This window comes from Thermoanaerobacter thermocopriae JCM 7501 (assembly GCF_001310975.1).
In the GTDB taxonomy this organism is placed as follows: domain Bacteria; phylum Bacillota; class Thermoanaerobacteria; order Thermoanaerobacterales; family Thermoanaerobacteraceae; genus Thermoanaerobacter; species Thermoanaerobacter thermocopriae.
In genome coordinates this window covers 1-23,387 of sequence record NZ_BAZY01000026.1, presented here as the reverse complement: position 1 = coordinate 23,387, position 23,387 = coordinate 1, and the positions used below count along the sequence as shown (strand labels likewise).

The 23,387-nt window shown below is 33.3% G+C and carries 20 protein-coding genes and 4 pseudogenes; all 24 read left to right on the top strand.

Annotated features, from left to right (window positions below; genetic code table 11):
• Window positions 1-21: 21 nt before the first annotated feature.
• The 24 genes and pseudogenes from JCM7501_RS09655 to JCM7501_RS09550 all read left to right on the top strand — a co-directional run bounded on the left by JCM7501_RS09655 (window position 22) and on the right by JCM7501_RS09550 (window position 23,291).
• Window positions 22-1,140, top strand: coding sequence for a DUF362 domain-containing protein (locus tag JCM7501_RS09655; RefSeq protein WP_028991982.1), 1,119 nt, complete (start codon window positions 22-24; stop codon window positions 1,138-1,140).
• Between the two features lie 388 nt (window positions 1,141-1,528).
• Window positions 1,529-1,690: a hypothetical protein gene (locus tag JCM7501_RS13175; protein WP_013149641.1), complete on the top strand. Its 162-nt coding sequence runs from the start codon at window positions 1,529-1,531 to the stop codon at window positions 1,688-1,690.
• A 31-nt stretch (window positions 1,691-1,721) separates the two neighbouring features.
• Window positions 1,722-2,531, top strand: a pseudogene (pgeF, locus tag JCM7501_RS09650) (peptidoglycan editing factor PgeF).
• 147 nt (window positions 2,532-2,678) lie between these two features.
• Window positions 2,679-2,913: pseudogene (locus tag JCM7501_RS09645) on the top strand (type II toxin-antitoxin system Phd/YefM family antitoxin).
• Between the two features lie 53 nt (window positions 2,914-2,966).
• Window positions 2,967-3,383: a type II toxin-antitoxin system VapC family toxin gene (locus JCM7501_RS09640; RefSeq protein WP_028991985.1), complete on the top strand. Its 417-nt coding sequence runs from the start codon at window positions 2,967-2,969 to the stop codon at window positions 3,381-3,383.
• A 198-nt stretch (window positions 3,384-3,581) separates the two neighbouring features.
• On the top strand, window positions 3,582-5,417 hold the full coding sequence (locus JCM7501_RS16265) for a sigma-54-dependent transcriptional regulator (protein WP_409373531.1): 1,836 nt from the start codon (window positions 3,582-3,584) through the stop codon (window positions 5,415-5,417).
• Window positions 5,371-6,582 carry a PTS sugar transporter subunit IIA gene (locus JCM7501_RS16260; RefSeq protein ID WP_256201361.1) on the top strand — a complete coding sequence of 404 codons (1,212 nt, stop codon included), beginning with the start codon at window positions 5,371-5,373 and terminating at the stop codon, window positions 6,580-6,582. The genes JCM7501_RS16265 and JCM7501_RS16260 overlap by 47 nt, the downstream gene beginning before the upstream one ends.
• Window positions 6,557-7,027 (top strand): PTS sugar transporter subunit IIA, encoded by a 471-nt coding sequence (locus JCM7501_RS09630; protein ID WP_028991987.1) that lies wholly within the window; start codon window positions 6,557-6,559, stop codon window positions 7,025-7,027. The genes JCM7501_RS16260 and JCM7501_RS09630 overlap by 26 nt, the downstream gene beginning before the upstream one ends.
• 102 nt (window positions 7,028-7,129) lie before the next feature.
• A complete protein-coding gene (locus JCM7501_RS09625; protein ID WP_013149647.1) occupies window positions 7,130-7,441 on the top strand; it encodes a PTS sugar transporter subunit IIB in 312 nt (103 codons plus the stop codon).
• Window positions 7,442-7,464: 23 nt separating this feature from the next.
• Window positions 7,465-8,844 (top strand): PTS transporter subunit IIC, encoded by a 1,380-nt coding sequence (locus JCM7501_RS09620; RefSeq protein WP_013149648.1) that lies wholly within the window; start codon window positions 7,465-7,467, stop codon window positions 8,842-8,844.
• Between the two features lie 101 nt (window positions 8,845-8,945).
• A complete protein-coding gene (locus JCM7501_RS09615; protein WP_028991988.1) occupies window positions 8,946-9,905 on the top strand; it encodes a phosphoglycerate dehydrogenase in 960 nt (319 codons plus the stop codon).
• Between the two features lie 32 nt (window positions 9,906-9,937).
• Complete coding sequence (locus tag JCM7501_RS09610) at window positions 9,938-10,234, top strand: UxaA family hydrolase (RefSeq protein ID WP_028991989.1); 297 nt, start codon at window positions 9,938-9,940, stop codon at window positions 10,232-10,234.
• Window positions 10,224-11,393 carry a UxaA family hydrolase gene (locus JCM7501_RS09605; protein WP_028991990.1) on the top strand — a complete coding sequence of 390 codons (1,170 nt, stop codon included), beginning with the start codon at window positions 10,224-10,226 and terminating at the stop codon, window positions 11,391-11,393. Before JCM7501_RS09610 ends, JCM7501_RS09605 begins: the two co-directional genes overlap by 11 nt.
• 94 nt (window positions 11,394-11,487) lie before the next feature.
• Window positions 11,488-12,633 (top strand): galactonate dehydratase, encoded by a 1,146-nt coding sequence (dgoD, locus tag JCM7501_RS09600; RefSeq protein ID WP_013149651.1) that lies wholly within the window; start codon window positions 11,488-11,490, stop codon window positions 12,631-12,633.
• Between the two features lie 88 nt (window positions 12,634-12,721).
• Entirely contained in the window at window positions 12,722-13,684 is a 963-nt protein-coding gene (locus JCM7501_RS09595) for a phosphoglycerate dehydrogenase (RefSeq protein ID WP_028991991.1), read from the top strand.
• 19 nt (window positions 13,685-13,703) lie between these two features.
• A complete protein-coding gene (locus JCM7501_RS09590) occupies window positions 13,704-14,351 on the top strand; it encodes a bifunctional 4-hydroxy-2-oxoglutarate aldolase/2-dehydro-3-deoxy-phosphogluconate aldolase (protein WP_013149653.1) in 648 nt (215 codons plus the stop codon).
• A gap of 70 nt (window positions 14,352-14,421) precedes the next feature.
• A pseudogene (locus tag JCM7501_RS15970) lies at window positions 14,422-15,571 on the top strand (MFS transporter).
• A gap of 100 nt (window positions 15,572-15,671) precedes the next feature.
• Window positions 15,672-18,419, top strand: coding sequence for a sigma 54-interacting transcriptional regulator (locus tag JCM7501_RS09580; protein WP_028991993.1), 2,748 nt, complete (start codon window positions 15,672-15,674; stop codon window positions 18,417-18,419).
• Between the two features lie 169 nt (window positions 18,420-18,588).
• Window positions 18,589-18,999 carry a PTS sugar transporter subunit IIA gene (locus JCM7501_RS09575; protein ID WP_009051966.1) on the top strand — a complete coding sequence of 137 codons (411 nt, stop codon included), beginning with the start codon at window positions 18,589-18,591 and terminating at the stop codon, window positions 18,997-18,999.
• A gap of 229 nt (window positions 19,000-19,228) precedes the next feature.
• Window positions 19,229-20,008 (top strand): PTS mannose/fructose/sorbose/N-acetylgalactosamine transporter subunit IIC, encoded by a 780-nt coding sequence (locus tag JCM7501_RS09570; RefSeq protein WP_009051965.1) that lies wholly within the window; start codon window positions 19,229-19,231, stop codon window positions 20,006-20,008.
• A gap of 18 nt (window positions 20,009-20,026) precedes the next feature.
• A complete protein-coding gene (locus tag JCM7501_RS09565) occupies window positions 20,027-20,914 on the top strand; it encodes a PTS system mannose/fructose/sorbose family transporter subunit IID (RefSeq protein ID WP_009051964.1) in 888 nt (295 codons plus the stop codon).
• Between the two features lie 131 nt (window positions 20,915-21,045).
• Window positions 21,046-21,546 carry a PTS system mannose/fructose/N-acetylgalactosamine-transporter subunit IIB gene (locus JCM7501_RS09560; protein WP_028991994.1) on the top strand — a complete coding sequence of 167 codons (501 nt, stop codon included), beginning with the start codon at window positions 21,046-21,048 and terminating at the stop codon, window positions 21,544-21,546.
• 122 nt (window positions 21,547-21,668) lie between these two features.
• Window positions 21,669-22,631: a phosphoglycerate dehydrogenase gene (locus tag JCM7501_RS09555; RefSeq protein WP_028991995.1), complete on the top strand. Its 963-nt coding sequence runs from the start codon at window positions 21,669-21,671 to the stop codon at window positions 22,629-22,631.
• Window positions 22,632-22,659: 28 nt separating this feature from the next.
• Window positions 22,660-23,291: pseudogene (locus JCM7501_RS09550) on the top strand (bifunctional 4-hydroxy-2-oxoglutarate aldolase/2-dehydro-3-deoxy-phosphogluconate aldolase).
• Window positions 23,292-23,387: the final 96 nt, after the last annotated feature.

The window sequence follows — 23,387 nt, the reverse complement described above, 5'->3', positions numbered from 1 at the left end:
TTTTATAAATGAGGTGATATCATGAAATCAAAGGTATATTTTTACAATCTGAGAGCGAATAAAGCCAGCAGTAGTTTGTCCTCCAAAGTAGCGAGAATTTTTGATGTAGCAGGTTTTAAAAACATTATTGATAAAAATGACTTGGTAGCTATAAAAATTCATTTTGGAGAAAAGGGAAACAACGCTTACATCAACCCTATATATGTAAGAAAAGTGGTTGATAAAATCAAGAGTTATGGGGGAAAGCCCTTTTTAACAGATACAAATACTCTTTACAAAGGTAGTCGTTCAAATGCAGTTGACCATTTGACAACAGCAATTGAAAATGGTTTTGCATATGCTGTTGTAAATGCACCAATAATAATTGCTGACGGCATTTTAAGTAAAGACTCTGTAGAAGTGAAAATTGACAAAAAACATTTTGATACTGTAAAAATTGCTTCAAATATTTTTTTTGCAAACTCAATGATTGTAATGTCACACTTTAAAGGTCATGAATTGGCTGGTTTTGGAGGAGCCATCAAAAACTTAGCTATGGGGTGTGCACCTGCGGCAGGAAAACAGCAGCAGCATTCAACAGTGCAGCCTGTTGTAGGAAAGGGATGTACTGCCTGTCAAATGTGCATAAGGAATTGCCCCGTAAATGCGATATCTTTGGTTAATGGTTCAGCTTATATTGACCCTTCTATATGTATAGGGTGTGGGGAATGCGTATCCATTTGCCAATATGGGGTCATAAAGCCTCAATGGGGAACTGATATGGATGCTTTTGTGGAGAGAATGACAGAATATGCATATGGCGCTTATTCTACAAAAAAAGACAAAATTGCTTTTATAAACTTTATCATGAATGTTACGCCCCTTTGCGATTGCACTCCTTGGAGTGATGCGCCGATTGTTCCTGATATAGGAATATTGGCTTCCTTTGACCCTGTTGCTATAGACCAGGCAAGCTATGACCTTGTAAATCAACAATTTGGTCATAAAGGTACAGCTTTAGAAGAAGCGGGATATGGCATGAATCCTGGAGAAGACAAATTTAAAGCTTTGCACCCTGAAACAAAAGGAGAACTACAATTAAAATACGGCGAAGAAATTGGCTTGGGTACAAGAGATTATGAACTTATTGAACTAAAATAGCAGGTTAATCCTGCTACAGACTGTAGACAAACTTTCGTAAAGGAGATATTTTGCATAAGGAGTGACTTGTTACAAAGCGATAACAAAACTTAGCAAGACCGAGGCGGAGGCAGGGCCGAAGCCACGGATGGCGGAGGCGGGCACCTTAAGGCATGGATGCCGATTGTGCCGGTACCCTGCCGGAGCCTGAAGGTCGAGCTTTAGTTTTGTCGCTTTGGAACATCGGAACGACGATGCAAAATATCTCCTTTGAAAATTTTTTAACTTTGTCAACAAACTGTAGCAGGTTAATCCTGCTATTTTTTTTAAAATTTTTAATGATTTTTGGTAACGTTTGTAGTAATATAATAATTAGAGAAATTAACGGGAGATAAAGGAGAGAAATTTAATGGAAAAGTATTTTGTTATAATTTCCATAATTTCGGTGGTAACACTAATATTGCTTTTATTAGTTCTGATAGCTTTTGTTAAATGGACGAATAGAATTTTTGGAATTGAAAATGAGAAAAAGGGGAAAAATGACAAAGATAAAAAAGAAAGAAATAATTAGTATGGCATAAAAAGTAAAAAGGAGTGATACTTTGGAAATAGGTTTTAAAAGAAATGAAGTAAAAGGAGTAGTTTTTTATACAATACCATCTTTTGAAAAGACAGGACTTGTCAAACACCTTTTTACTACTAGAATTGGCGGTGTAAGTAAAGGCAAATATGCTTCCTTGAATTTAAGCTTAAAAAGATATGATACTAAAGAGGAAGTCTATGAAAATTTTAAAATAATATGCGATATTGGCGGTTTTTCCTACGAAGATATGGTTTTTTCAGACCAGGTTCATGGTGATGTTATAAGAAAAGTGACTCTAAAGGATAAAGGAAAAAACTTTGGTGAAAGTGATATCTCTGGTGTAGATGCCTTATGACTAATGAAAGAGGTATTCCTCTGGTTACATTTTATGCCGACTGTGTGCCTTTGTTTTTCTTAGACCCTGTCAAAAAAGTTATTGCCCTTGCACACGCAGGATGGAGAGGTACAGTGCTTTCCATTGGGCCCAAAACGGTTAATGCGATGGATGAAGAATATGGTTCAAATCCTAAAGATATACTTGTAGGGATAGCCCTTCTATATACAAATGCTGCTATGAAGTAGGTGATGACGTTGCGAATAAAATTAAAGATGTTATTGGTGAATGGGAAAAAGCTCTTGTAAAAAAGGCGGAGGGCAAATGGATGCTGGATTTACAGCTTGCCAACTACTTTGAACTTATAAATACTGGCATACCAGATGAAACATTACAGTTAGCCAAATGTGCACCCATTGCAATAGTGAATTTTATTCCTACAGAAGAGACAAAGGCATAACAGGCAGCATGGCAGCTTTTATGGAACTTAGGTAGTTTTTTTATGATATTTGTTCTAATATATAAGTTAAAGAAATGGTTATTTATGTTTTTTGCATATTGACTATTTCTATATTGGATAATATAATCAAATTGAATAATATGATAATATAGTAAATAAAAATAGTGAAAGAGGTGGTAAGAATGAGAGTAAGCGCTACAGAATTCAAAACAAGAGTCGGCAAGTATTTAGAATTAGTTGATAAGGAAGAAATTATTATAACGAAAAATGGCCGTGAAGTTGCAAAACTTATTCCAGCAAAAAAAAGAAGGTACACCAAATGCAGATTTTTTGTATGGAATTTTATCTGACTATCCTAACAAAAATATATCTGCTGAGCAAATACGGGAAGAAAGAATAAGAAATAAATACAATTAAAGGGGAGGGAAGATTACCCGTTAAATAACAATATGGGTATAATAGGTTAAATGATGAAAGTGTTAATTGATACTAACGTTATTCTTGATGTTTTATTAAAAAGAACTCCCTTTGATGTAGATGCTTATAACATATTAAAATTAGCGGAAGAAAAAAAGATAAATGCTTATTTAGCTGCTTTTTCAATTACGGATATATATTATTTCATAAATAAAAACCTTTCTCACAATGAAAGCATAAAAGCATTAGAAGCTTTGTTAAGTATAGTAGAAGTAGTGAGTATAACAAAACATGATATAAAGAAAGCAATGAATTTTAAGGAGTTTAGAGATTTAGAAGATGCTTTACAAATGCAATGCTTGAAAAAATTAAAAGGTGATTTGATTATTACAAGAGATGAGAAATTTCAAAAAATAACTAACAAAGCAATATCACCAAAAGATTTTTTATCCAATAAGGGCTTAACTTAAAGACTAATACAAATGCTACCATACTTTTTATGCCATAAGACCTATTAAGGTCTTTTTTATTTTATCTAAAAACTTTTGTTCACAACTTATGCAATTTAACTAAATATTCCGCTACAATTCATGCCATATTTATGGTATATTTTTTGCATAATGTACATTGGAAGGGAGGCATGTCGCCATGATTGATAGAATTTTGAAATTATACAAAAAGAAGATAGAAGAAATCCTTTAACAGATGAACAAATAGCATCAATTCTCAATATTAAAAGAGAAGATGTGACACAATTTAGACTAAAAAATAATATTCCTGACTCAAGAGAAAGAAGAAAACCTTACCTTTTAGAAGATGCAAGAAAAATAATTTCAAAGGACCCAAATATTTCAGATAGAAATTTGACAAAAGAGTTAAATAATTTAGGATACAACATTTCTCGCTTTGTGGCTGCACAAATAAAAAAAGAAATTTTAAAAAGCGAAAGTAGTAAAACTCTAGTTAAATCAGAAATTTTCCAAAACGCTGAAAAACAGAAGGTTGATAAAGACCATAATTCCAATAAAGATACATTGTCCTTTAAAGATATCATTGGCAGTGAAGGAAGTCTTAGGGTTCAGATAAGCCTTGCAAAAGCTGCTGTTTTATATCCTCCTCATGGGCTTCACACTTTAATAGTTGGGCCTTCAGGATCTGGTAAAAGCCAGCTTGCAGAAGCAATGTATAGTTTCGCCATAGAGTCTGGACGATTTAATAAAAATGCGCCTTTTGTGGTTTTTAACTGTGCTGATTATGCGGACAATCCTCAGCTTCTCATGTCCCAGCTTTTTGGCTATGTTAAAGGGGCTTTTACAGGTGCGGATGCTCCTAAAGCAGGATTGGTAGAAAAAGCTAATAGCGGTATATTGTTTTTAGATGAAGTTCACAGGCTTCCCAGTGAAGGGCAAGAGATACTTTTTTCTATTCTTGATAAAGGAAAATTTAGAAGATTGGGAGAGACAGAAAGCACTCGTGAGGCTCAAATCATGCTAATTGCTGCAACCACAGAAAATCCAGAGTCTTCTTTGTTGCTTACTTTTAGACGAAGAATTCCTGTCTTGATAGAACTGCCTTCTTTAGCTGATAGACCTCCGCAAGAAAGGTACGAAATCATATATAACTTTTTCTCCAAAGAGTCTTTTAGGATTAACAAACCAATTATCATAAAAAAAGAGGCAGTAAGAGCTCTTATGCTTTATGACTGTCCCGGTAATATTGGGCAATTAAGAAGCGACATCCAGGTTGCTTGTGCCAGAGCATTTTTGAACTCCATGGGAAGTAAAGATTCTTCATTGACAATAAACCTTTCAGACTTACCAAACCATGTAAAGATGGGAATAATCAGAGTAAGCAAGAGAAGCCCTGAAATTGAAAAGTACTCAAATGAAGATGTTTGGGTACATCCTGACAAGGAAAATAAGTTGTATCCAAAAGAAGACAGATACATGCTTCCGGATGAAATATATCAATTTATAGAAGAAAGGTTTATTGACTTGAAAAATCAAGGCCTTACCAAAGAAGAAATAGATAAAATTGTGGGGAAAGAAATAGAAGAGGAGTTAAAAAGGTTTGCTATAAATGTCAAATCCAACGTCGCAATTTCAAAAAAGGATTTAAAAGGGATAGTAGGAGAAAAAATTGTGGAGGCGGCTGAAAAAGCTTATGAAATTGCTAAAAAAAGCTTTAGTAGGTTAGAAGAAAACTTATTTTACTCACTTGCTATCCATTTAAGTGCAACTTATGAAAGAATATTAAGCGGCAAGCCTATAATCAACCCACAATTAGAAAATATTATAAGAGAATATCCCGCGGAGTATTCTACCGCTAAAATAATGGCAAAACAAATAGAGAAAGAATTAGGCATTGAGTTGCCAGAGGAAGAAATAGGCTTTATTGCCATGTATTTGAGGACGTTCAGGCGAAAAAGAAATAGTAAAGGGCAGGGTAGGTGTCGTTGTGCTTACGCACGGCCATGTTGCAAGTGGCATGGCGGAAGTGGTTAACAAACTTTTAGGGGTAAATCATGCGGTTGGTATAGATATGGCGTTGGATGAAAGTCCTGAATCTGCCCTTGAAAGAACGATTGAAGTTGTTGAAAAAATAAATGAAGGCAAAGGTTGCATTATTTTAGTTGACATGGGCTCGCTTATCACTTTTGGTGAAATTATAACTAAACGGACAGGAATACCTACAAGAGTGGTAGGAAGAGTAGACACGGTTATGGTGTTGGAAGCTGTCAGAAGAGCTATTATACCGGATACTAATTTAGATGAAATAGCAGATGCGTTAGACGTAGATAAAACGTATATAGGAAGAGTTGAAGGTATAAAGAGTAAAGATAAACTTCCAAAAGCGATTGTAACTGTATGTATTACAGGAGAGGGAACAGCATTAAAAATAAAGAAATATATTGAAGATGTCTTACCACAACTAAAAGGTAATTACAAAATAATACCTGTTGGAATGCTCAGGCAGGAAGATATTGAAAAAGAAATTTCAAAAATAAGAGAAGAAAATGAAATGGTAGCTTTTGTTGGTACAATAAATCCCGGTATAAAAAGTATACCTTTTATATCTGTAGAAGAAGTTTTAAATGGAGAGGGGATTGAAAAGCTTAAAAAAATTGTTAATTTAGAGAAGAAAAATCCTTTAAAAGAAGTAATACAGGAAGACCTTATTTTGTATGATTTAGATACGTCTATGAAAAGCGATGTTATAGATAAATTGGTGGAGATATTGCAAGATAAAGGCTATGTAGATGAAAGGTTCTTACTAAGTGTATATAAAAGAGAGTCAATGGGGGCTACTATTTTAAAAGGAGGAATTGCGATACCCCACGGTTATCCAGAACATGTCACAAAACCTGCCATAGCGATTGCAAAATTAAAAGAGCCTATTTATTGGGAAGGAGAATTTAAAGCAGATTTAGTGTTTATGATAGCGCTAAAGGAAGATTCAAAGGATTATATGTTTTACTTATATAAAGTTATGACGGATGAAAAAATCATAGATGCTTTGAAAAGAGCTAAAAGCCCAACACAAAATAAAAGATATAATTTTAAAGAATACAATATCAGCCGAATAATTGGCACGATATTTGCGAGATATAAAAGCAGACATTTTAATCAAGGAGGAAACAATAATGAACTTTTCAGAGTTTCTTCATGAAGAATTGATTATTCCCAAAATGAAAGCTAATAGTCAAGAAGAAGTATTTAAAAGATTGTATGAGTTACTATTAAAAAATGGATATGTAAAAGAAAGTTTTTTGGAAGGAATAAAAAAACGAGAGCAGTCTTTTCCGACAGGATTACTTCTAAATAAATATAATGTAGCGCTGCCTCATACTGATGTAGAGCACGTTTTAAAATCAGCTGTTGCAGTGGCTACTTTATCAAAACCAATTGTATTTAAAAACATGGCTAATCCACAGCAAGATGTAAATGTAAATATAGTATTTATGATAGCCTTGAATGAAAGTGGTGGACAGGTTAAAATGTTACAACAAATAGTTCAATTAATCCAAAATGAGTCATTACTTGAAGAACTAATGATGGCAGAAAGTGGAAAAGAAATAATAAAAGTTATAAAAAATATTTCGTATGAAAATTAAATAAAGTAAGTCAAAAACACAAAATTTAGAAAATTACAATATCCTGTATCTATTATATAGTACTTGGCAGTAAATAATTAAGAAGAAAGGAGGTGGGATAAGATGGAAACCACAGAAAAGAATAAAAAAGTTCGTGTACTTGTGGTATGTGCAGATGGTGTAGCAACTTCAACAGTGGTATTTGTTTCTTTGAGAGAGGAATTAGAAAAAAGGGGAATAAAAGCTGAGTTTGTGCAAGGTAGAGTAATGGATGTGGAAAGGATGACTAAAGATGGCAATTTTGATTTTGTAGTTTCTACGGCAGGAACTTCATTGGATGTAGAAATTCCTGTTATAAGTGGTGTTCCGTTCTTAACAGGTATAGGTAGAGAGCAAGTATTTAATCAAATTTTAGAAATCATTAACAAAAATTAACATAAATAAGGAGGTAAAGAAAAATGTTTGCGGTGCTTGTGAAAACTTTTGGAGCTGCTGTTCTACTCCCTATTTTTATACTAATTCTTGAATTAATCCTGGGAGTAAAATTTTCAAAAGCCATAAGGTCAGCCCTTTATATAGGTATTGGGCTTAATGGATTGATATCAATTCTTAATCCATATTTTCTTGGAGCAGTCGGAAAAGCTGTTTCAGATATGATTACTACAAAAGGAGTTCACTTACCTTATGTTGATACTGGATGGGCCCTCTTAGCGGCTGTAGGATATTCAACAAAAATTGGAGCATTAATTATTCCGATTGGCATAGGTGTTAATCTTATAATGCTTTTACTACGTTGGACAAATACTTTAGACTTAGATATATGGAATTTTTGGCATTGGGCTTTTGTTGGCAGTATGACATACTATGCAACAAATAATCTCTGGTTTGGTATTTTAGCTGCAGTAGCTATTGAGATATTTCTTCTTGTAATTGCTGATATTACAGCGCCTACGATGCAAAAATTTTTTAATCTACCAGGGCTTTCTTTCCCACATGCTAGTGGACAAGGTGCTGTATTATTAGCTCCTCCTTTTAAATGGCTTTTTACCAAAATTGGATTAACCAAGTTGCAAATTAGTTCTCGAACTGTTAAAGAAAAATTTGGTATACTAGGAGATTCCGTTGTAATAGGTTTTATAATTTCCTCCATTATAGGATTTCTTGCATGGGGCAATCGATTAGGAGATATTCAGACCTGGTCACAAATTCTCACTTTAGGTATAGGAACAGGCGCTTATATCTATCTATATCCTAAAGCAACTGGTGCTCTTTTAGAGGGATTTGTTCCTCTTAACGAGAGGGTAAGAGATATTCTTTCGAGAAAGGGAATTCAAAGAGAATTAAACTTTGGGATGGATTCGGCTCTTACTGTAGGGCATCCAGACGTTATTACAACAGGATTATTAACTATGATAACTGCTGTTCCTCTTGTATTTCTTTTGCCTGGTAATAAGTTTCTAATGCTAGCGGATTTAGGTGTAACACCTTTCTTTCTGGCTTCAGCAGTAACAGCAGTTATGGGGGGAAATATTATCGCTTCTTATATTACTACAGTTGTTGGCCTAATTATAACTTTGTATATTTCCAGTGCTGGATCTCCACTTTTCTTCCATACAGTAACTTCTTTGGGAATTTCGCTACCTGAAACAGGAGCAGCTATGGTTGGTGCAGATATTAGACCGCTACATGGTTTGTTTTACTTCTTAGGTAAAACGCCTATAGGGCTTATTGTACTGTATGTCAGTATTTTTGTAATATTGTTCTCTTTTAAGAAAAATCCTACCGCATGGTATAGGGCATTTGGTTATGCTGAGGATGGAACTAGTGAGAATAGATAATAGAAAATAATTTTAGTAATTAGATAAAAAAGGGAAAGGTTATAAAGGGGTTATGTACTCCTTTATAACCTAATTTACAAAAATAAGGGAGGGTTCTATAAATGAAAAAATGGAAAGTTGTTAGTACAGCAGTTACATTTGGAAAAATTAACAAAGAACCAGTAGAACGTCTCGAAGAATTTGGTTGTGAAGTTATACTTAATCCTTTTGGAAGACCTTTTACAAATGAAGAAATAATAAGATATGCTTCTGATGCGGATGCATTGATAGTAGGAAATGATAAAGTTCCAGGGGATGTTATCAAAAAATGTAAGAAACTCAAGATTATTGCAAAACATGGAGTAGGAGTAGATAGCATCGACGTTAAAACTGCGAATCAATTGGGCATTATTGTTACTAATGCTCCTGGCACTAATAGCGAAGAAGTTGCTGATTTAGCTTTTGGATTACTTCATATGCTTGCTCGTGGGCTTTATCAAGCAAATACTGATACAAAAAATGGTAAGTGGATTAAACCAGTTGGTATAAGTTTAAGTAAAAAAACTATTGGAATTATCGGAGTTGGTGCAATAGGTACTGCAGTGGCAAAAAGAGCTACTGGATATGATATGAATATTTTAGGATATGATATCAAAAAAAATCCATTAGCTTTGGAGCTAGGAGTAAAGTATGTAGGGCTAGAGGAACTTTTATCAGAAGCAGATTTTATAAGTTTGCATTTACCATTAACCAACGATACATTAAATATTCTTAATGCAGATAAATTTAAATTAATAAAAAAAGGTGCTATTATGATTAATACTGCTAGGAGTCAACTTATTGATAATGAAGCTCTTTACAACTCTTTGATAGATGGAACTTTAAAGGGGTATGCTACTGATGTATATGATTTTGAACCTCCTAGGCATTTGCCTTTTTTTGACTTACCTAATGTTATATTAACACCTCATATTGGTGGAACAACTGTTGAATCAAATAAACGAATGGGTAATACTGCTGTTGATAATGTAATTGCAGTTTTAAAAGGCGAAACTCCTCCTAATATTGTTTTGGTTGATTAGAGCTAAGCTAAAGTAAATGAGGGGCGATATAAATGCCGAGTACAAAAAAAGCAATTCTTTTAAATAAAGCGGATAGTGTTGCAACGGCATTGTCACAGATTCAAAAGGGTGATGTTGTAGATATTATCTATAATAATGAAACAGTTAATAGACTAATTGCATTAGATAATATAGAAATATACCACAAAATCGCAGTAGTACCTATTCAATCCGGAAATAACGTTTATAAGTATGGTGAGGTTATAGGTAAAGCTATTAAATCTATAGAAATTGGCCAGTGTGTTCATATAGATAATATAGAGAGCGTGAGGATAAGAAATGAAAATTAAGGCATACAAAAGACCAGATGGCAAATATGGAATAAGAAATAAAGTTTTAATTTTACCTTCTGTAGGATGTGCAAATGAAACAGCAAGATTAATATCGGAACAAGTTCAAGGTACGACATATATAACTAATCCAAAGGGATGTGGGCAAATTGGAAATAGTGTGGATCTTATGCGCAGGACTTTAATAGGGTTTGCTTTAAATCCTAACGTATATGGAACCATTATAGTTGGATTGGGATGTGAAACTATTCAAGCTTATGATTTATATGAAGAAATTAAAAAAAGGAGTAATAAACCAGTAGAAGTCATAAGTATACAAGGAGAGGGAGGAACACTAAAAACCATACAAAAAGGAATTAAATTAGCACGAAAAATGGTAGAAGAGATGTCAAAAATAGAACGTGAAGAAGTTGACATTTCTAATATAACATTAGCAACTAATTGTGGGGGGTCTGATGCTACTTCTGGAATAGCTGCCAATCCAACATTAGGATATTGTAGTGATATTTTAATAAAAGAAGGGGCTACAGTATTTTTAGGCGAGACTACAGAATTCATTGGAGCAGAACATATATTAGTCAGAAGAACAAAAAATGAAAGAGTCAGGAATAACTTATTAACAATAGTTAAAAATTTAGAAAACGAATTTATTAGATTAGGAATAGATATTAGGGGCGCGAATCCTTCACCGGGAAATATTAAAGGAGGATTGAGCACTTTAGAAGAAAAATCATTAGGTTCGATTATGAAAGGTGGAACAAGCATTATTAATGAAGTTGTACGTTATGGAGAAATTCCGAAAGAAAAAGGTCTCATTATAATGGATACACCAGGGTATGACATTGAGTCTGTTACTGGTATGGTAGCTGGAGGAGCGCAGATATGTGTATTTACCACAGGAAGAGGTACTCCTATTGGTAATCCCATTATACCTTTAATTAAAATAACTGGAAACAAACAAACGTATGAAAAAATGTCGGATAATATTGATTTAGATGTTTCGGATATAATTGAAGGAAAAAAAAGCATTAAGGAATGTGGTGAAATGCTTTTACAAGAGATAATAGATGTATGTAATGGTAAATTAACAAAAGCAGAAATATATGGATTTTCAGAAACGTGTATATATAGAAATCAAGAGATTTGGTGTTCATGGTAAGCTAATAAAACATTTCTTAGATTATAAGAAAAAAGGAAGTATAAAAAGGTTCAACGTAAGTAAGATATTTAAAATGAGGAGGGGAGAAATAAGGATGAAGATTACATCATTAAAGGTATATAAGGTAAAACCAAGATGGATATTTTTAAAGATAGATACAGATGAAGGGATTAGCGGATGGGGTGAATTGATTTCGGGTACTAAAACAGAAACAGTTGTTGCAGGTGCATATGAAATGGGAGAGTATCTTATTGATAAAGACCCGAGACAAATTGAGGATATCTGGCAAGTAATGTATAGGTCTTTTTTTAGAGGCGGTCCTATAAATATGACAATTTTATCAGGCATAGAAATGGCATTATGGGACATAAAAGGCAAATATTATAATATGCCAGTATATGAATTTTTGGGCGGACAAGCAAGAGATAAAATAATGGTTTACTCATGGATTGGAGGGGATAGACCATCAGATGTAGTTGAAGCAGCTTTGGATAGGAAGAATAAAGGTTTTAAGGCAATAAAAATGAATGCCACAGAGGAACTTCATTATATTGATTCATATAAAAAAATTGAAGCTGTTATTGAAAGAGTGGCATCAATAAGAGATGCTGTTGGTTATGAAATGGAGATAGGAATAGATTTCCACGGACGTGTTCATAAGGCAATGGCTAAAGTTTTAGCTAAAGAATTAGAAAAATACAGGCCGATGTTTATAGAAGAACCTGTATTACCTGAAAACAATGAAGCACTAAAAGAAATAGCTAGTCATACATCCATACCTATTGCGACAGGTGAAAGATTATATACTAGGTGGGGATTCAAAGATGTATTGAAAAGCGGTGCTGTAGATATAATTCAACCGGATGTAGCATTAACAGGGGGTATTCTTGAAACTAAAAAAATATCTGCTATGGCAGAAGCGTTTGATGTAGCTGTAGCTCCACATGCTCCGTATGGTCCAATTGCACTTGCTGCTACGTTACAATTAGATGTCTGTACACCTAATGTATTTATACAAGAACAAAGTTTAGGCATACACTATAATCAAGGTTTTGATTTACTTGATTTTGTAAAGAATAAAGAAATTTTTGCGTATAAGGATGGCTTTGTCGATATCCCAAGGGGCCCAGGACTTGGTATTGAAATTGATGAAGAATTAGTCAAAAAAGTTGATATGGAAGGATTACATTGGACTAATCCAAAGTGGAGGAATTACGATGGAACGGTAGCTGAGTGGTAATACTATTAAGCAGTAAATAACGCATATATCGGGTAATTAAAAAGCAATTTAAACAGTAAATAACATTGGATTTTCAAGGGGTGATACAATGTCTAAGTATAAAGTTGTGATTACTGCTAGATCGTTTGGTGAGAGCAGTGATGAGCCGTTCAATATATTAAAAGGGAATGACTGTGAGGTGGTTAAGATTCCGGTTGATAGGCCTTTAAGTGCAGAAGAACTTATACCTTTAGTGAAAGATGCTGATGCACTGATAGTAGGTAATGATAAAGTAACTGAAGATGTAATTAATGCAGGCAAGAAGTTGAAGGTTATTTCTCGATACGGGGTTGGATATGATAATGTTGATTTGAATGCTGCAAAGAAAAAAGGAATTGTTGTAACAAATACTCCAAACGCTAATAATAACTCCGTGGCTGATTTGGTAATTGGGCTCATGCTTGTGCTTGCAAGGAATTTACTTGCTGTAGACAGAATTGTAAAATCTGGCGGATGGAAGAGAATAATGGGTACTGAAATCTACGGAAAGACTCTGGGCATAATTGGCTTAGGAAAGATAGGGAAAGGTGTTGCAAAGAGAGCTAAGGGTTTTGATATGAACGTACTTTGCTATGATGTTTATCCAGATCTAAAATTTTCAGAAGAATATGGAGTAACTTATTGCTCATTTGAGGAACTTTTGAAGCAGTCAGATATTGTAACTATCCATGTTCCATTGACACCGGAGACAAAAGGTCTTATTGGCGAAAGAGAACTTGGCATGATGAAACCAACTGCTTTCTTGATAAATACCTCAAGAGGTGGTATTGTAGATGAAAGCGCACTATACAATGCTTTAGCGAATAAGAAAATAGCAGGGGCTGCACTTGACGTTATGGAACAAGAGCCACCTATTAATAGCCCACTTCTTCAGCTTGACAATGTTGTAATAACATCCCATATTGGAGGATACACATCTGAGGCCATTACTAATATGGGAATTGTAGCTGCGAAAAATGTTGTACTAGTGTTAAATAAAAAGCAAGGCGCACACATAGTTAATGGCGAATAATTTTTAGGAGGGAATGATTATGAAAAGTTATGAGGTATTAAATAAGATTAAGGAAGTAGGAATTTGTGCAATTGTAAGGGGTACGTCCGTTGATTCATTATATAGAATTGCAGATTCACTGATTGCAGGGGGGATAAAAGCTATTGAAGTTGCATTTAATACCCCTGGTGCTGCTAAGATGATAGAAAAGCTTGTTGAAAAATATAGTGATCAGCTGTTAATAGGTGCAGGTACTGTTTTAGATGCTGAAACTGCGAGAATTGCTATACTGTCAGGAGCATCATTTATATTATCACCTTCTTTAAATCTCGAAATGATAAGAATATGCCAAAGGTACAATGTACTACCTGTTCCGGGCATTTCGACACCTACAGAAGCAGTAACAGCGTGGGAAAATGGAGCGCAGATTGTTAAAGTGTTTCCTGCTGGAGTCTTTGGGCCAAACTATATAAAACAGTTAAAAGGACCTTTATCGCAAATAGAAATGATGGCAGTTGGGGCAGTAAATCTTGACAATTTTAAAGATTTTATAAAAGCTGGAGCGTGTTCTGTAGGAATAGGCAGTGAACTTGTAAATAATAAACTTGTCGAAGAAGGAAAATTTGATGAAATAACGAGGAGAGCTGCAGCATTTGTAAATGGGTTCAAAGAAGTTAATTCTAAATAACCAAATTTGTTTTTCCTCCCTTGTTTCCTGTATAATTATTATACACATTAAAAACAAGGGAGGTATTTTATTGGCCAAAAATACATATACAATCGTCATTATTTACCTTTTGATGATGCTCATAGGAATAATAGAAAATGTCAAGGGACCCCTTATACTGAGCATTAAAACCTTTTATAGTGTCGACTATACGATGATGGGTTTGTTTTTATCTGTAGGAAGCTTAGGCTTTATCTTGTCAACTTTTTTTGGAGGCTTTTTAGCAGACAAAATAGGTAGAAAATTAGTTCTTTTAAGTGGTTTGCTGCTTATAATACTGGGTATAATTGGAATTTCAATGGCACCCAATTTTGTTTTATTCCTTCTTTTTGCTTTTATTATGAACATGGGGATGGTTCTGTGGAAATAGGTATAAATGCCGTTGCTGCGGTGGTATTTATAATGAATCAGGCAATAATGATGAACTTGCTTCATTTTTTTATGGAGTGGGAGCTATTATATCCCCTAATATGACTGTGAAGTTACTTCATTTTAACTTTTCATGGCAGCTGGTGTATTTGGCTGTAGCGGCTTTAGCTTTTATACTTATGCTGGCTACTTTGGGTATTAAAATACAAGAGGGACAACGTATAATAAAAGAAAAAATAAATTATGGCGAAATATTGGGAAATAAAAGAATGTGGCTTTTTGCAATTATGTTAGGTTTTTATGTTGCTTCTGAACTTGGTGTAGGGAATTGGGCTGTTACATTTTTAAGGACATGGTACAAAATAGATAACACCATAAGCTCTCTATACCTCTCTATCTTTTTTGCTACTTTTACATTAGGGAGATTATTTGGTGGTTTTATTGTCGAAAAGGTTGGTTATCTTAAAAGCCTTTCAACTTTTTCCCTTTGTGCTGCAGTATTTATTGCAATAGGTATGTTGTCAAAAAGTTTAGCCTTTTTAATTTCTATTTCAGGCTTTTTTTATTCAATAATTTTTCCAACCGTTATTGCCACAATTATGAAAGAATTTAAAAAACACGTCAGTGCTATAATTGGTATTACTGTAACCATAGCCTCAACCATAAATATGTTTGCAAATTTTTTAATTGGCAAACTAAACGACCTCTTTGGCGTTTTTGTAGGTTTTTCTGCAATATTGTTATTTATGATTGTAGTAGTTTTTATGTCTTCGATTTTATCTCAAACAATTAAAAAAGAAGTTAGTGAGTAATTACCTCTAAAAATTTTCATTTTTATGTGATATACTTTTAATAAGATTAATTAGTGTGATAATTACAAAAGTTTTAAAGATCTTAAAGGGGAGACCTTTCTTGACAAACAAAGAGAGGGTTTTTAATTTAATAAAAGAGCTGTCAAAAGATATAAATATTAAAGAAAAGAAGGGATTGACTGCCCAAGAAATTGCAAAAAAATTGAATTTAAGAAGGAATGTGGCAAGCCATTTATTAAATGAACTTTATAAAGAGGGCAAAATAATAAAAATAAACACAAGGCCTGTCTATTTTTTAGACAAAGAAGTTTATGAAAAGAAGGCAAAAGAATTCAAAGAAACGGCTAAAACTTTGGATTCAACTGTAAAGGTTTCAAACGATGACCCTTTTACAAAGCTTATAGGATATAACGGCAGTCTTAAAACACAAGTGAAATTATGCAAATCTGCTGCTTCCTATCCTCCCAATGGACTACCTATTTTGCTTATTGGAAATACAGGAGTAGGTAAAAGCTTCATTGCTCAACTTATTTACGAATATGCAAAATCGATCAATGCCATAGATGAAAATGCTCCATATGTGATATTTAATTGCGCTGAGTATGCTAACAATCCTGAACTACTTTCCGCAAACCTTTTTGGCTATGTAAAAGGAGCATTTACAGGTGCTGATAAAGATAAACCCGGCCTTTTAGAAGAAGCGGATGGAGGATATTTGTTTTTGGATGAAGTTCACAGATTGCCGCCAGAAGGGCAGGAAAAACTGTTTCTATTTTTGGACAAGGGAATATTTAGAAGGCTTGGTGAGACAGGCAATTGGAGAACGGCGAAAGTGAGGTTTATTTTTGCTACAACAGAAGACCCCGAGCAAACTCTGACAAAGACTTTTTTAAGAAGAATCCCATTAGTTGTAAATATTCCTTCCCTTTATGACAGACCTTTACATGAAAGGTTACAACTTATCTATAACTTTTACAAAAATGAGGCAAAAAATCTGGGAATGGATATTTTAATAAGCAAGCAAGTATTGAATGTTCTTCTTAAGACCAAAATATCCGGCAACATTGGCCAGCTTATGAATGTCATAAAATACAGCTGTGCTCAAGCCTATAACCATGTCATAAGAGAGAAGACAAATATATTGCGAATCCATCTATATGACCTGCCGAGAGAAATGCAGGCTGATTTAGATATAATAAAAAGTAATTTTCACTTTAACGGCATGTTAATTTCTCACAATAGAAAAGATGAAGATTTAACATGGGATAAAGGAGACGATAGAGAGGTTTATGAGGTAGTAAACAAGCTATTTGAACTATTTGAGAGATATAGCAGCAAAGAAATAAGTGAGGATACTTTTAAAAAAGACGCTTTAATTTATTTGAATGAATTTACAGATAAAATAATTTTTAAAAATGACAATACTTATATAGATTCGATAGTTTTCAATGCTATCAAAAGCGTAGTGGAGAATGTGTTAAATATAATACAAAATATGTATGGGATTAAATATTATGGTAATTCAGTTTTAGTATTGACGCATTTTATTAATTATTTATTAAGCGATGTAACTTACGAGAAGTATTCTGAGAATATAAAAATGGTATACAGAGTTTTGAAAAATGTTTTTCCCAAAGAGTTTATAATAGCTAATAAAATGGTAGAACTTATTGAAGTTAACCTGGACGTCAAGCTCAACCAAATAGCTGTAATTTATTTTACACTTTATATTAAAAGTTTAAATAAAAGTGACAATACAAATCTCATAAATTCTATAATAATAGCCCATGGTTATTCAACTGCCAGTAGCATAGCCAGCGTCGCCAATAGGCTTTTGGGACAGTTTGTTTTTGAAGCTTTTGATATGCCAATTGAGATGTCGACACAAGAGATTATGCTAAAAGTTCAAGATTATTTAAAGAATATAGATACCTCCAAAGGAATCATTATATTGGTTGATATGGGCTCTTTAGAGGAAATATACAAGTCTTTGACTGACATTGTCGAGGGAGACATAGCAATTATTAATAATATTACTACTCAATTGGCTTTAGACGTTGGCAACAAGATAATGCAAAATCAGCCTATAGAACAAATTGTTACAGAATCAATCCAAAGAAATAGCAGTAGTTATAAACTCATTAAGTCGCAAAAAAATAAAAGAAATGCTATTATTGCTACTTGTATAACGGGAATAGGAACTGCTGTAAAAATAAAAGAACTTTTAAAAGAATGCTTTGTAAATGAAGATATTGAAATAATTGCGTACGATTATAATAGACTTAAAGGTAATGGTGTAAAAGACGAGATATTTAAAGACTTTAATGTTAAATTAATTATTGGTACAGCAGATCCAGGCATAAAAGAAATACCTTATTTGTCATTAGAAGATTTGATTGCTGGAAAGGGCGATGTACTATTGAGTAAAGTTTTAAGAGGGGTTGCGGATGCTGAAAAAATTCAGCGAATCAATCAAACGATAGTCAGACTTTTTTCTTTGCAAAATGTGTTACATCATTTGACAATATTAAATCCTGATAAAATAATTGCTCAAGTTGAAAAAGCTATTTCCGATTTAGAAAGATTCATTGGTGTGAGGTTTTCAAATGATTTAAAAATAAGCTTATATATACACGTTAGTGTAATGATTGAAAGATTAGTAATGAAAGAGCCCATTGTGTTTTACAATAGTTTAGAAGAGTTTGAACAGTGTCATAGACAGTTCATAAATTTCGTTAAATCTTCTTTTAGTGTCATAGAAGAGATGTACAAAATTGAAATTCCTACATCAGAAATAAGGCTGATATATGATATTATAAAAGATAGAGTAGCAGAGTTAAATGTGTAATTAATCAAAGCATGCTGAATAGTTAGTACACTATTTGGCATGCTTTTTGCATTATAAAGAAGCAGATAAAAATTTAAAATAAAGTATAGTTAACATCAACTTTTAAAAAGTTTCAAAGAAGTATTTTAAAATTCAAAGTTAAAAATATTAGCAAAGCGGAGGTGTAGTAGTGAAAGAAAAATTCGTACTAATTATTACACATGGAAATTTTGGGAAAGGATTATTAAACGGAATTGAGGTGATTATGGGAAAACAGGAAAATGTGCTAGCCTTGGGACTTAATTTAGGGGATAATATCGAGCTTTTAAGAGCAGAAGTTGAAAAGATTGTTAGAGAAAAGCTAAGAGAGAACAAGGAAGTAATAATTGCTGTGGATTTATTTGGGGGAAGTCCATTTAATGTTGCACTTTATGTTATGAAAAATTACGATGTAAAAGTTATAACAGGAGTTAACATGCCTATGCTTATAGAATTGCTGTCTTCACTTAATGCATGTGACACAAAAGAACTGATAAATAACATATACAAAGTTGGTGTTGATGGTATTAAGGTAATTGAGAAGAATTCACTTAGTTTGTGAAGAAAGAGAGGTGAAACAGCATACGAGTAAAAAAATAGCAGACAGTTGGAGGGAATACAGTCTAACTCGAGTAATAACAAAGAAGGCTCTACAGAGGTAAGCTAGAGATTCCAAGTTCTTGTTAACAGTTATACAATAATACCAGAAGATAATATTTTTCTGCTTAAAGCCTGAAGCTTTAGCCAGAAATTTCCAAAATTATATTATACGAGATAGGGGGAAATGAAAAATGCAAATGAGTTTAAGTATTTCACAGGCAGCTTTGATAGCTTTATGGATAGCAATAGTAGAGGCACGTGCTCTTGGTTACTCTACATTAATGCTTCGTTTTAGTCCTTTGATGACAGGCTTAATAGTTGGGATAGTTATGCATGATATTCCAACAGCGATGACTATTACAGCTGCCATTCAATTAATTTATATGGGCTTAATTGCTCCAGGAGGTGCTATGCCAAGTGAACCTGCTGTAGCGACTGCTATAGCAGTACCGGTTGCTATTTTAGGAGGCCTAACTCCAGAAGCAGCAATTGCTATAGCTGTTCCTGTAGGACTTTTAGGTTCTTATCTTTATTCTCTAAGATTTTTTATTAATACATTTATCATTCGTTTAACCGATAAATATGCGGATGAGCTTAATGAAAAAGGATTAACTTTAAGCATTATTGTACTTCCTATACTTGTAAGTTTGGTTCTGTTCTTTCCACTAATGTTTATTGCACTTTATAAAGGAACACCTCTAATAGCTGATTTAGTAAAAACATTAACTGTTGGAAAGGCATTTCATGTGTTAAATGTTGTTGGAGGAGGACTACCTGCATTAGGAATTGCGTTAACACTAACTGTAATAGGAAAAAGAAAATTTCTTGTGTTCTTTCTTTTAGCTTATTTTATGGCTGTAATTTTAAAGCCGCTTAATGTCAATACTGTGACATACGCAATTTTAGGAGGAATAATAGCTTATCTATATGTACTTGTTACACATTCACAGGTTGAAGGGCAAGAAATCTAAAGAGGAGGTAAATGGCATATGATGGAAAACATAGAAGCTAAGGATGATTTAAAGGGTACACAATCTAATTCTACTGATAGTAAAATTACGAAAAAAGATTTACTTTTGAGTTGGATTAGATGGTGGTATGCAAATGAAATTCCTCATAGTTATGACAGAATGATAGCCCCTTCTCTTCTTTGGGGGTTGATGCCTATTTTGAGAAAACTGTATAAAAAGAGTGAAGATTTAAAAGAAGCATATAAAAGACATCTCGTGTTTTATAATACTCAAGCAATTTGGGGCGGTGGGACGATACTTGGAATTACAGCTTCTCTAGAAGAGGCGAGGGCTAGAGCATTGGAGGAGAATAAAGGAGAGGATGTTGTTACTCCGGATGTAATTAATAGCACTAAAGTTGGTTTAATGGGTCCACTTGCAGGTATAGGAGATGCTATAGATTCTGGTACAGTTCAATATATTTTAATAGGTATGTTCCTTCCTTGGGCGAAAGCAGGTAGTGCTTTAGGTGCATTAATTCCGTGGATTGCATTTGTGGCTTTAACTTTTACTTATGGATTTTACTTTACTCAGCTAGGGTATCGGTTAGGACGAGCTGCAGCCATTGAAATAGTTAGTGGCAAGGGAATAAGGAGTATAATTGATGGATTATCAATTTTAGGCACATTTATGATGGGGATTTTAGCAGCTTTATATGTATCAGTTAGTACTCCTCTAAAATGGAGCCTTTCAGGGAAAGAGTTTGTGTTGCAAGATATATTGGACAAAATTCTACCTGGGTTATTGCCTTTACTTACTGTGTTATTAGTTTATTTATATTTTTCCAAAAAAGGCTTGAAAATAATACAAGCACTTTTATGGTTAGTAGTTATTTTTGGAGTGTTAGGAGTAATAGGTATACTTTAAAAATATAAAGATTTTAAATTTAAATATATGTTATTGATCCTTGCAGAACCCTTAAAATTCATGTATCTTTGGGTTCTGCAAGGAATTTTGAGATATATATAAACTAGAAAAAAGAAAGGTGAGTGATTAAAATGGGAGAAATAGTGTTTGCTAGAGTAGATGACAGATTAATTCATGGTCAAGTAATGACCAAATGGGTAAAAGGATATAATTGTAATTCTATTTTTATAGTTGATAATTCCCTTGCGAATGATGAGTTTATGAAACAAGTTTATATGATGTCTGCCTCAGCAGCTCATGTAGCACTGAAAATACTTAGTACAGAAGAAACGATAACATTATGGAAAAAAGATAAGTTTAACGGATTTAGAGTAATTTTACTTTATAAGGATATAATTTCGGTTAAAGAAACAATTGCCAATGGCTTACCAATAAAAAAATTAAATATAGGAGGTATTGCTAAAAGCCAAGATAGGAAATTTATAATACCCAGTGTTAGCTTGAAAAAAGAAGAGTTAGAAATACTTGTAGAACTTGCGGATAATTTTGGCGTGGAAGTCTTTTTTCAAACAGTTCCAGATAGTAAAAGAGTTGATTTAGAGGATGCCCTAAAGTTATTTGGTTTAAAATAAATAAACATTACATTTACTATTATAGACATGAACAAAATATTAAACCAAGGTCATTAAAAATAAAATTCATAGAACACATAGATAGGTTTCTTTCTTTAAAAATAAAGGGAGGTTTAATAAGAATGAGGAAAAAAATATTGATTACGCCAAGATCTTTTGGGAAAAGTAGTAATCTCCCATTTGAGATGCTAAAAAAGTATGATTATGAAATTATAAAAAATGAATCCGGACAACCGTATGAAGAATCACAATTGATTGAACTCATTAAGGATGTGGATGGTATAATTGTTGGTTTGGATAAGATAACAAGCAATGTGTTGAGAAATGCAAAAAAATTAAAAGTGATAACAAAATATGGAGTTGGCGTAGATAATATAGATGTTGATGAAGCAGAAAGAATGGGGATAAAGATTACTTATACGCCTGATGCAAATAAAGAATCTGTAGCAGATTTAGTTTTTGCTCTAATGTTGGGTTTAAGCAGAGAAATCATAAAGTTAGATAATATAGTTAGAAACAACCGATGGGAAAAAATAATTGGTAACGAAATTTATAAGAAAACAATTGGAATTATTGGGACGGGAGCCATTGGTAGATGTGTTGCCAAAAGAGCTATGGGTTTTGATATGAAAATATTAGCATATGACAAATACCCTAATTATGAGTTTGCAAATAGCATAGGCATGAAATACGTTGATAAAAAAGCATTATTAGAAGAGTCTGATTTTATAACATTACATTTACCATTGACAGAAGAAACCTATCATTTTATAGATGAGGAAGAATTAAAAATTATGAAAGATACAGCTTATATAATTAATACTTCGCGTGGTGGAATTATAAACGAGAATGCTCTATATAACGCGTTAAAAAATAAAAAAATTGCAGGAGCGGCATTGGACGTTTTTGAAATAGAACCACCGATAGATAGTAAATTATTGGAATTAGACAATATAATTTTAACACCTCATTGTGGAGCATCTACCAAAGATGCGACAGATAGGATGGGAATTATGGCAGTGGAAGGACTTATCAGCATATTAGAAGACATGGAACCAAAATATCTTTATAAAAGGCAAAAATAAAATAATTTTAAAAAATAGGGGGTAGAAGATGGAAAAACAACAAATAATTGAAAAACTTAAACAACTTAAAATTACAGCTGTAATTAGAAATAGTGATATAAACACAATGTTTTCTTTAGCTGATGCCTTAAAAAAAGGTGGTATTGAAGCATTAGAAATAACTGTTGAAGCTCCCGGTGCTATAGATGTAATCAAAGAATTAAGTAAGGCAAATAAATATTTTGTTGGTGCTGGAACAGTATTAGATGCGGAAACTGCGAGGGCTGCTATTATAGCGGGTGCAAAATTTATATTTACACCGGTTATGAGACTTGATGTAATAAAATTATGTAATAGGTATGGTATACCTGTTATTCCTGGTGCTACTACTCCGACAGAAATTTTAACAGGTTATGAAGCAGGAGCGGATTTTATTAAAGTTTTTCCTGCAGGAGTTTTTGGACCTCAATATTTAAAAGAAATTTTAGGGCCACTCAAACATATACCCATTTTTGTGACGGGAGGAATTAATAAAAATAATATTAAAGATTTTATTTTAGCAGGTGCCACAGGCGTATCCTTAGGCGGAGCTTAGTAGATAAAGAACTTATTGCAAAAGGCATGTTTGACAAAATAACCGAAAAAGCTATTGAGTTTGTAAGGCTGGTAAATCAAGTTTAGTTTACATGAAAGGGAATTGATTCAGCAGGTTTAGCTTATCAGGACTTAAGGAACCATCATAAAATTTAATATGACAGACAACACGTAATTCATTAG

Excerpts from the sequence above, each read along its gene's own strand:
- JCM7501_RS09655 (WP_028991982.1), top strand. The coding sequence starts at position 22 with ATGAAATCAAAGGTATATTTTTACAATCTGAGAGCGAATAAAGCCAGC.
- JCM7501_RS13175 (WP_013149641.1), top strand. The coding sequence starts at position 1,529 with ATGGAAAAGTATTTTGTTATAATTTCCATAATTTCGGTGGTAACACTA.
- JCM7501_RS09640 (WP_028991985.1), top strand. The coding sequence starts at position 2,967 with ATGAAAGTGTTAATTGATACTAACGTTATTCTTGATGTTTTATTAAAA.
- JCM7501_RS09630 (WP_028991987.1), top strand. The coding sequence starts at position 6,557 with ATGAACTTTTCAGAGTTTCTTCATGAAGAATTGATTATTCCCAAAATG.
- JCM7501_RS09625 (WP_013149647.1), top strand. The coding sequence starts at position 7,130 with ATGGAAACCACAGAAAAGAATAAAAAAGTTCGTGTACTTGTGGTATGT.
- JCM7501_RS09620 (WP_013149648.1), top strand. The coding sequence starts at position 7,465 with ATGTTTGCGGTGCTTGTGAAAACTTTTGGAGCTGCTGTTCTACTCCCT.
- JCM7501_RS09615 (WP_028991988.1), top strand. The coding sequence starts at position 8,946 with ATGAAAAAATGGAAAGTTGTTAGTACAGCAGTTACATTTGGAAAAATT.
- JCM7501_RS09610 (WP_028991989.1), top strand. The coding sequence starts at position 9,938 with ATGCCGAGTACAAAAAAAGCAATTCTTTTAAATAAAGCGGATAGTGTT.
- JCM7501_RS09605 (WP_028991990.1), top strand. The coding sequence starts at position 10,224 with ATGAAAATTAAGGCATACAAAAGACCAGATGGCAAATATGGAATAAGA.
- dgoD (WP_013149651.1), top strand. The coding sequence starts at position 11,488 with ATGAAGATTACATCATTAAAGGTATATAAGGTAAAACCAAGATGGATA.
- JCM7501_RS09595 (WP_028991991.1), top strand. The coding sequence starts at position 12,722 with ATGTCTAAGTATAAAGTTGTGATTACTGCTAGATCGTTTGGTGAGAGC.
- JCM7501_RS09590 (WP_013149653.1), top strand. The coding sequence starts at position 13,704 with ATGAAAAGTTATGAGGTATTAAATAAGATTAAGGAAGTAGGAATTTGT.
- JCM7501_RS09570 (WP_009051965.1), top strand. The coding sequence starts at position 19,229 with ATGCAAATGAGTTTAAGTATTTCACAGGCAGCTTTGATAGCTTTATGG.
- JCM7501_RS09565 (WP_009051964.1), top strand. The coding sequence starts at position 20,027 with ATGATGGAAAACATAGAAGCTAAGGATGATTTAAAGGGTACACAATCT.
- JCM7501_RS09560 (WP_028991994.1), top strand. The coding sequence starts at position 21,046 with ATGGGAGAAATAGTGTTTGCTAGAGTAGATGACAGATTAATTCATGGT.
- JCM7501_RS09555 (WP_028991995.1), top strand. The coding sequence starts at position 21,669 with ATGAGGAAAAAAATATTGATTACGCCAAGATCTTTTGGGAAAAGTAGT.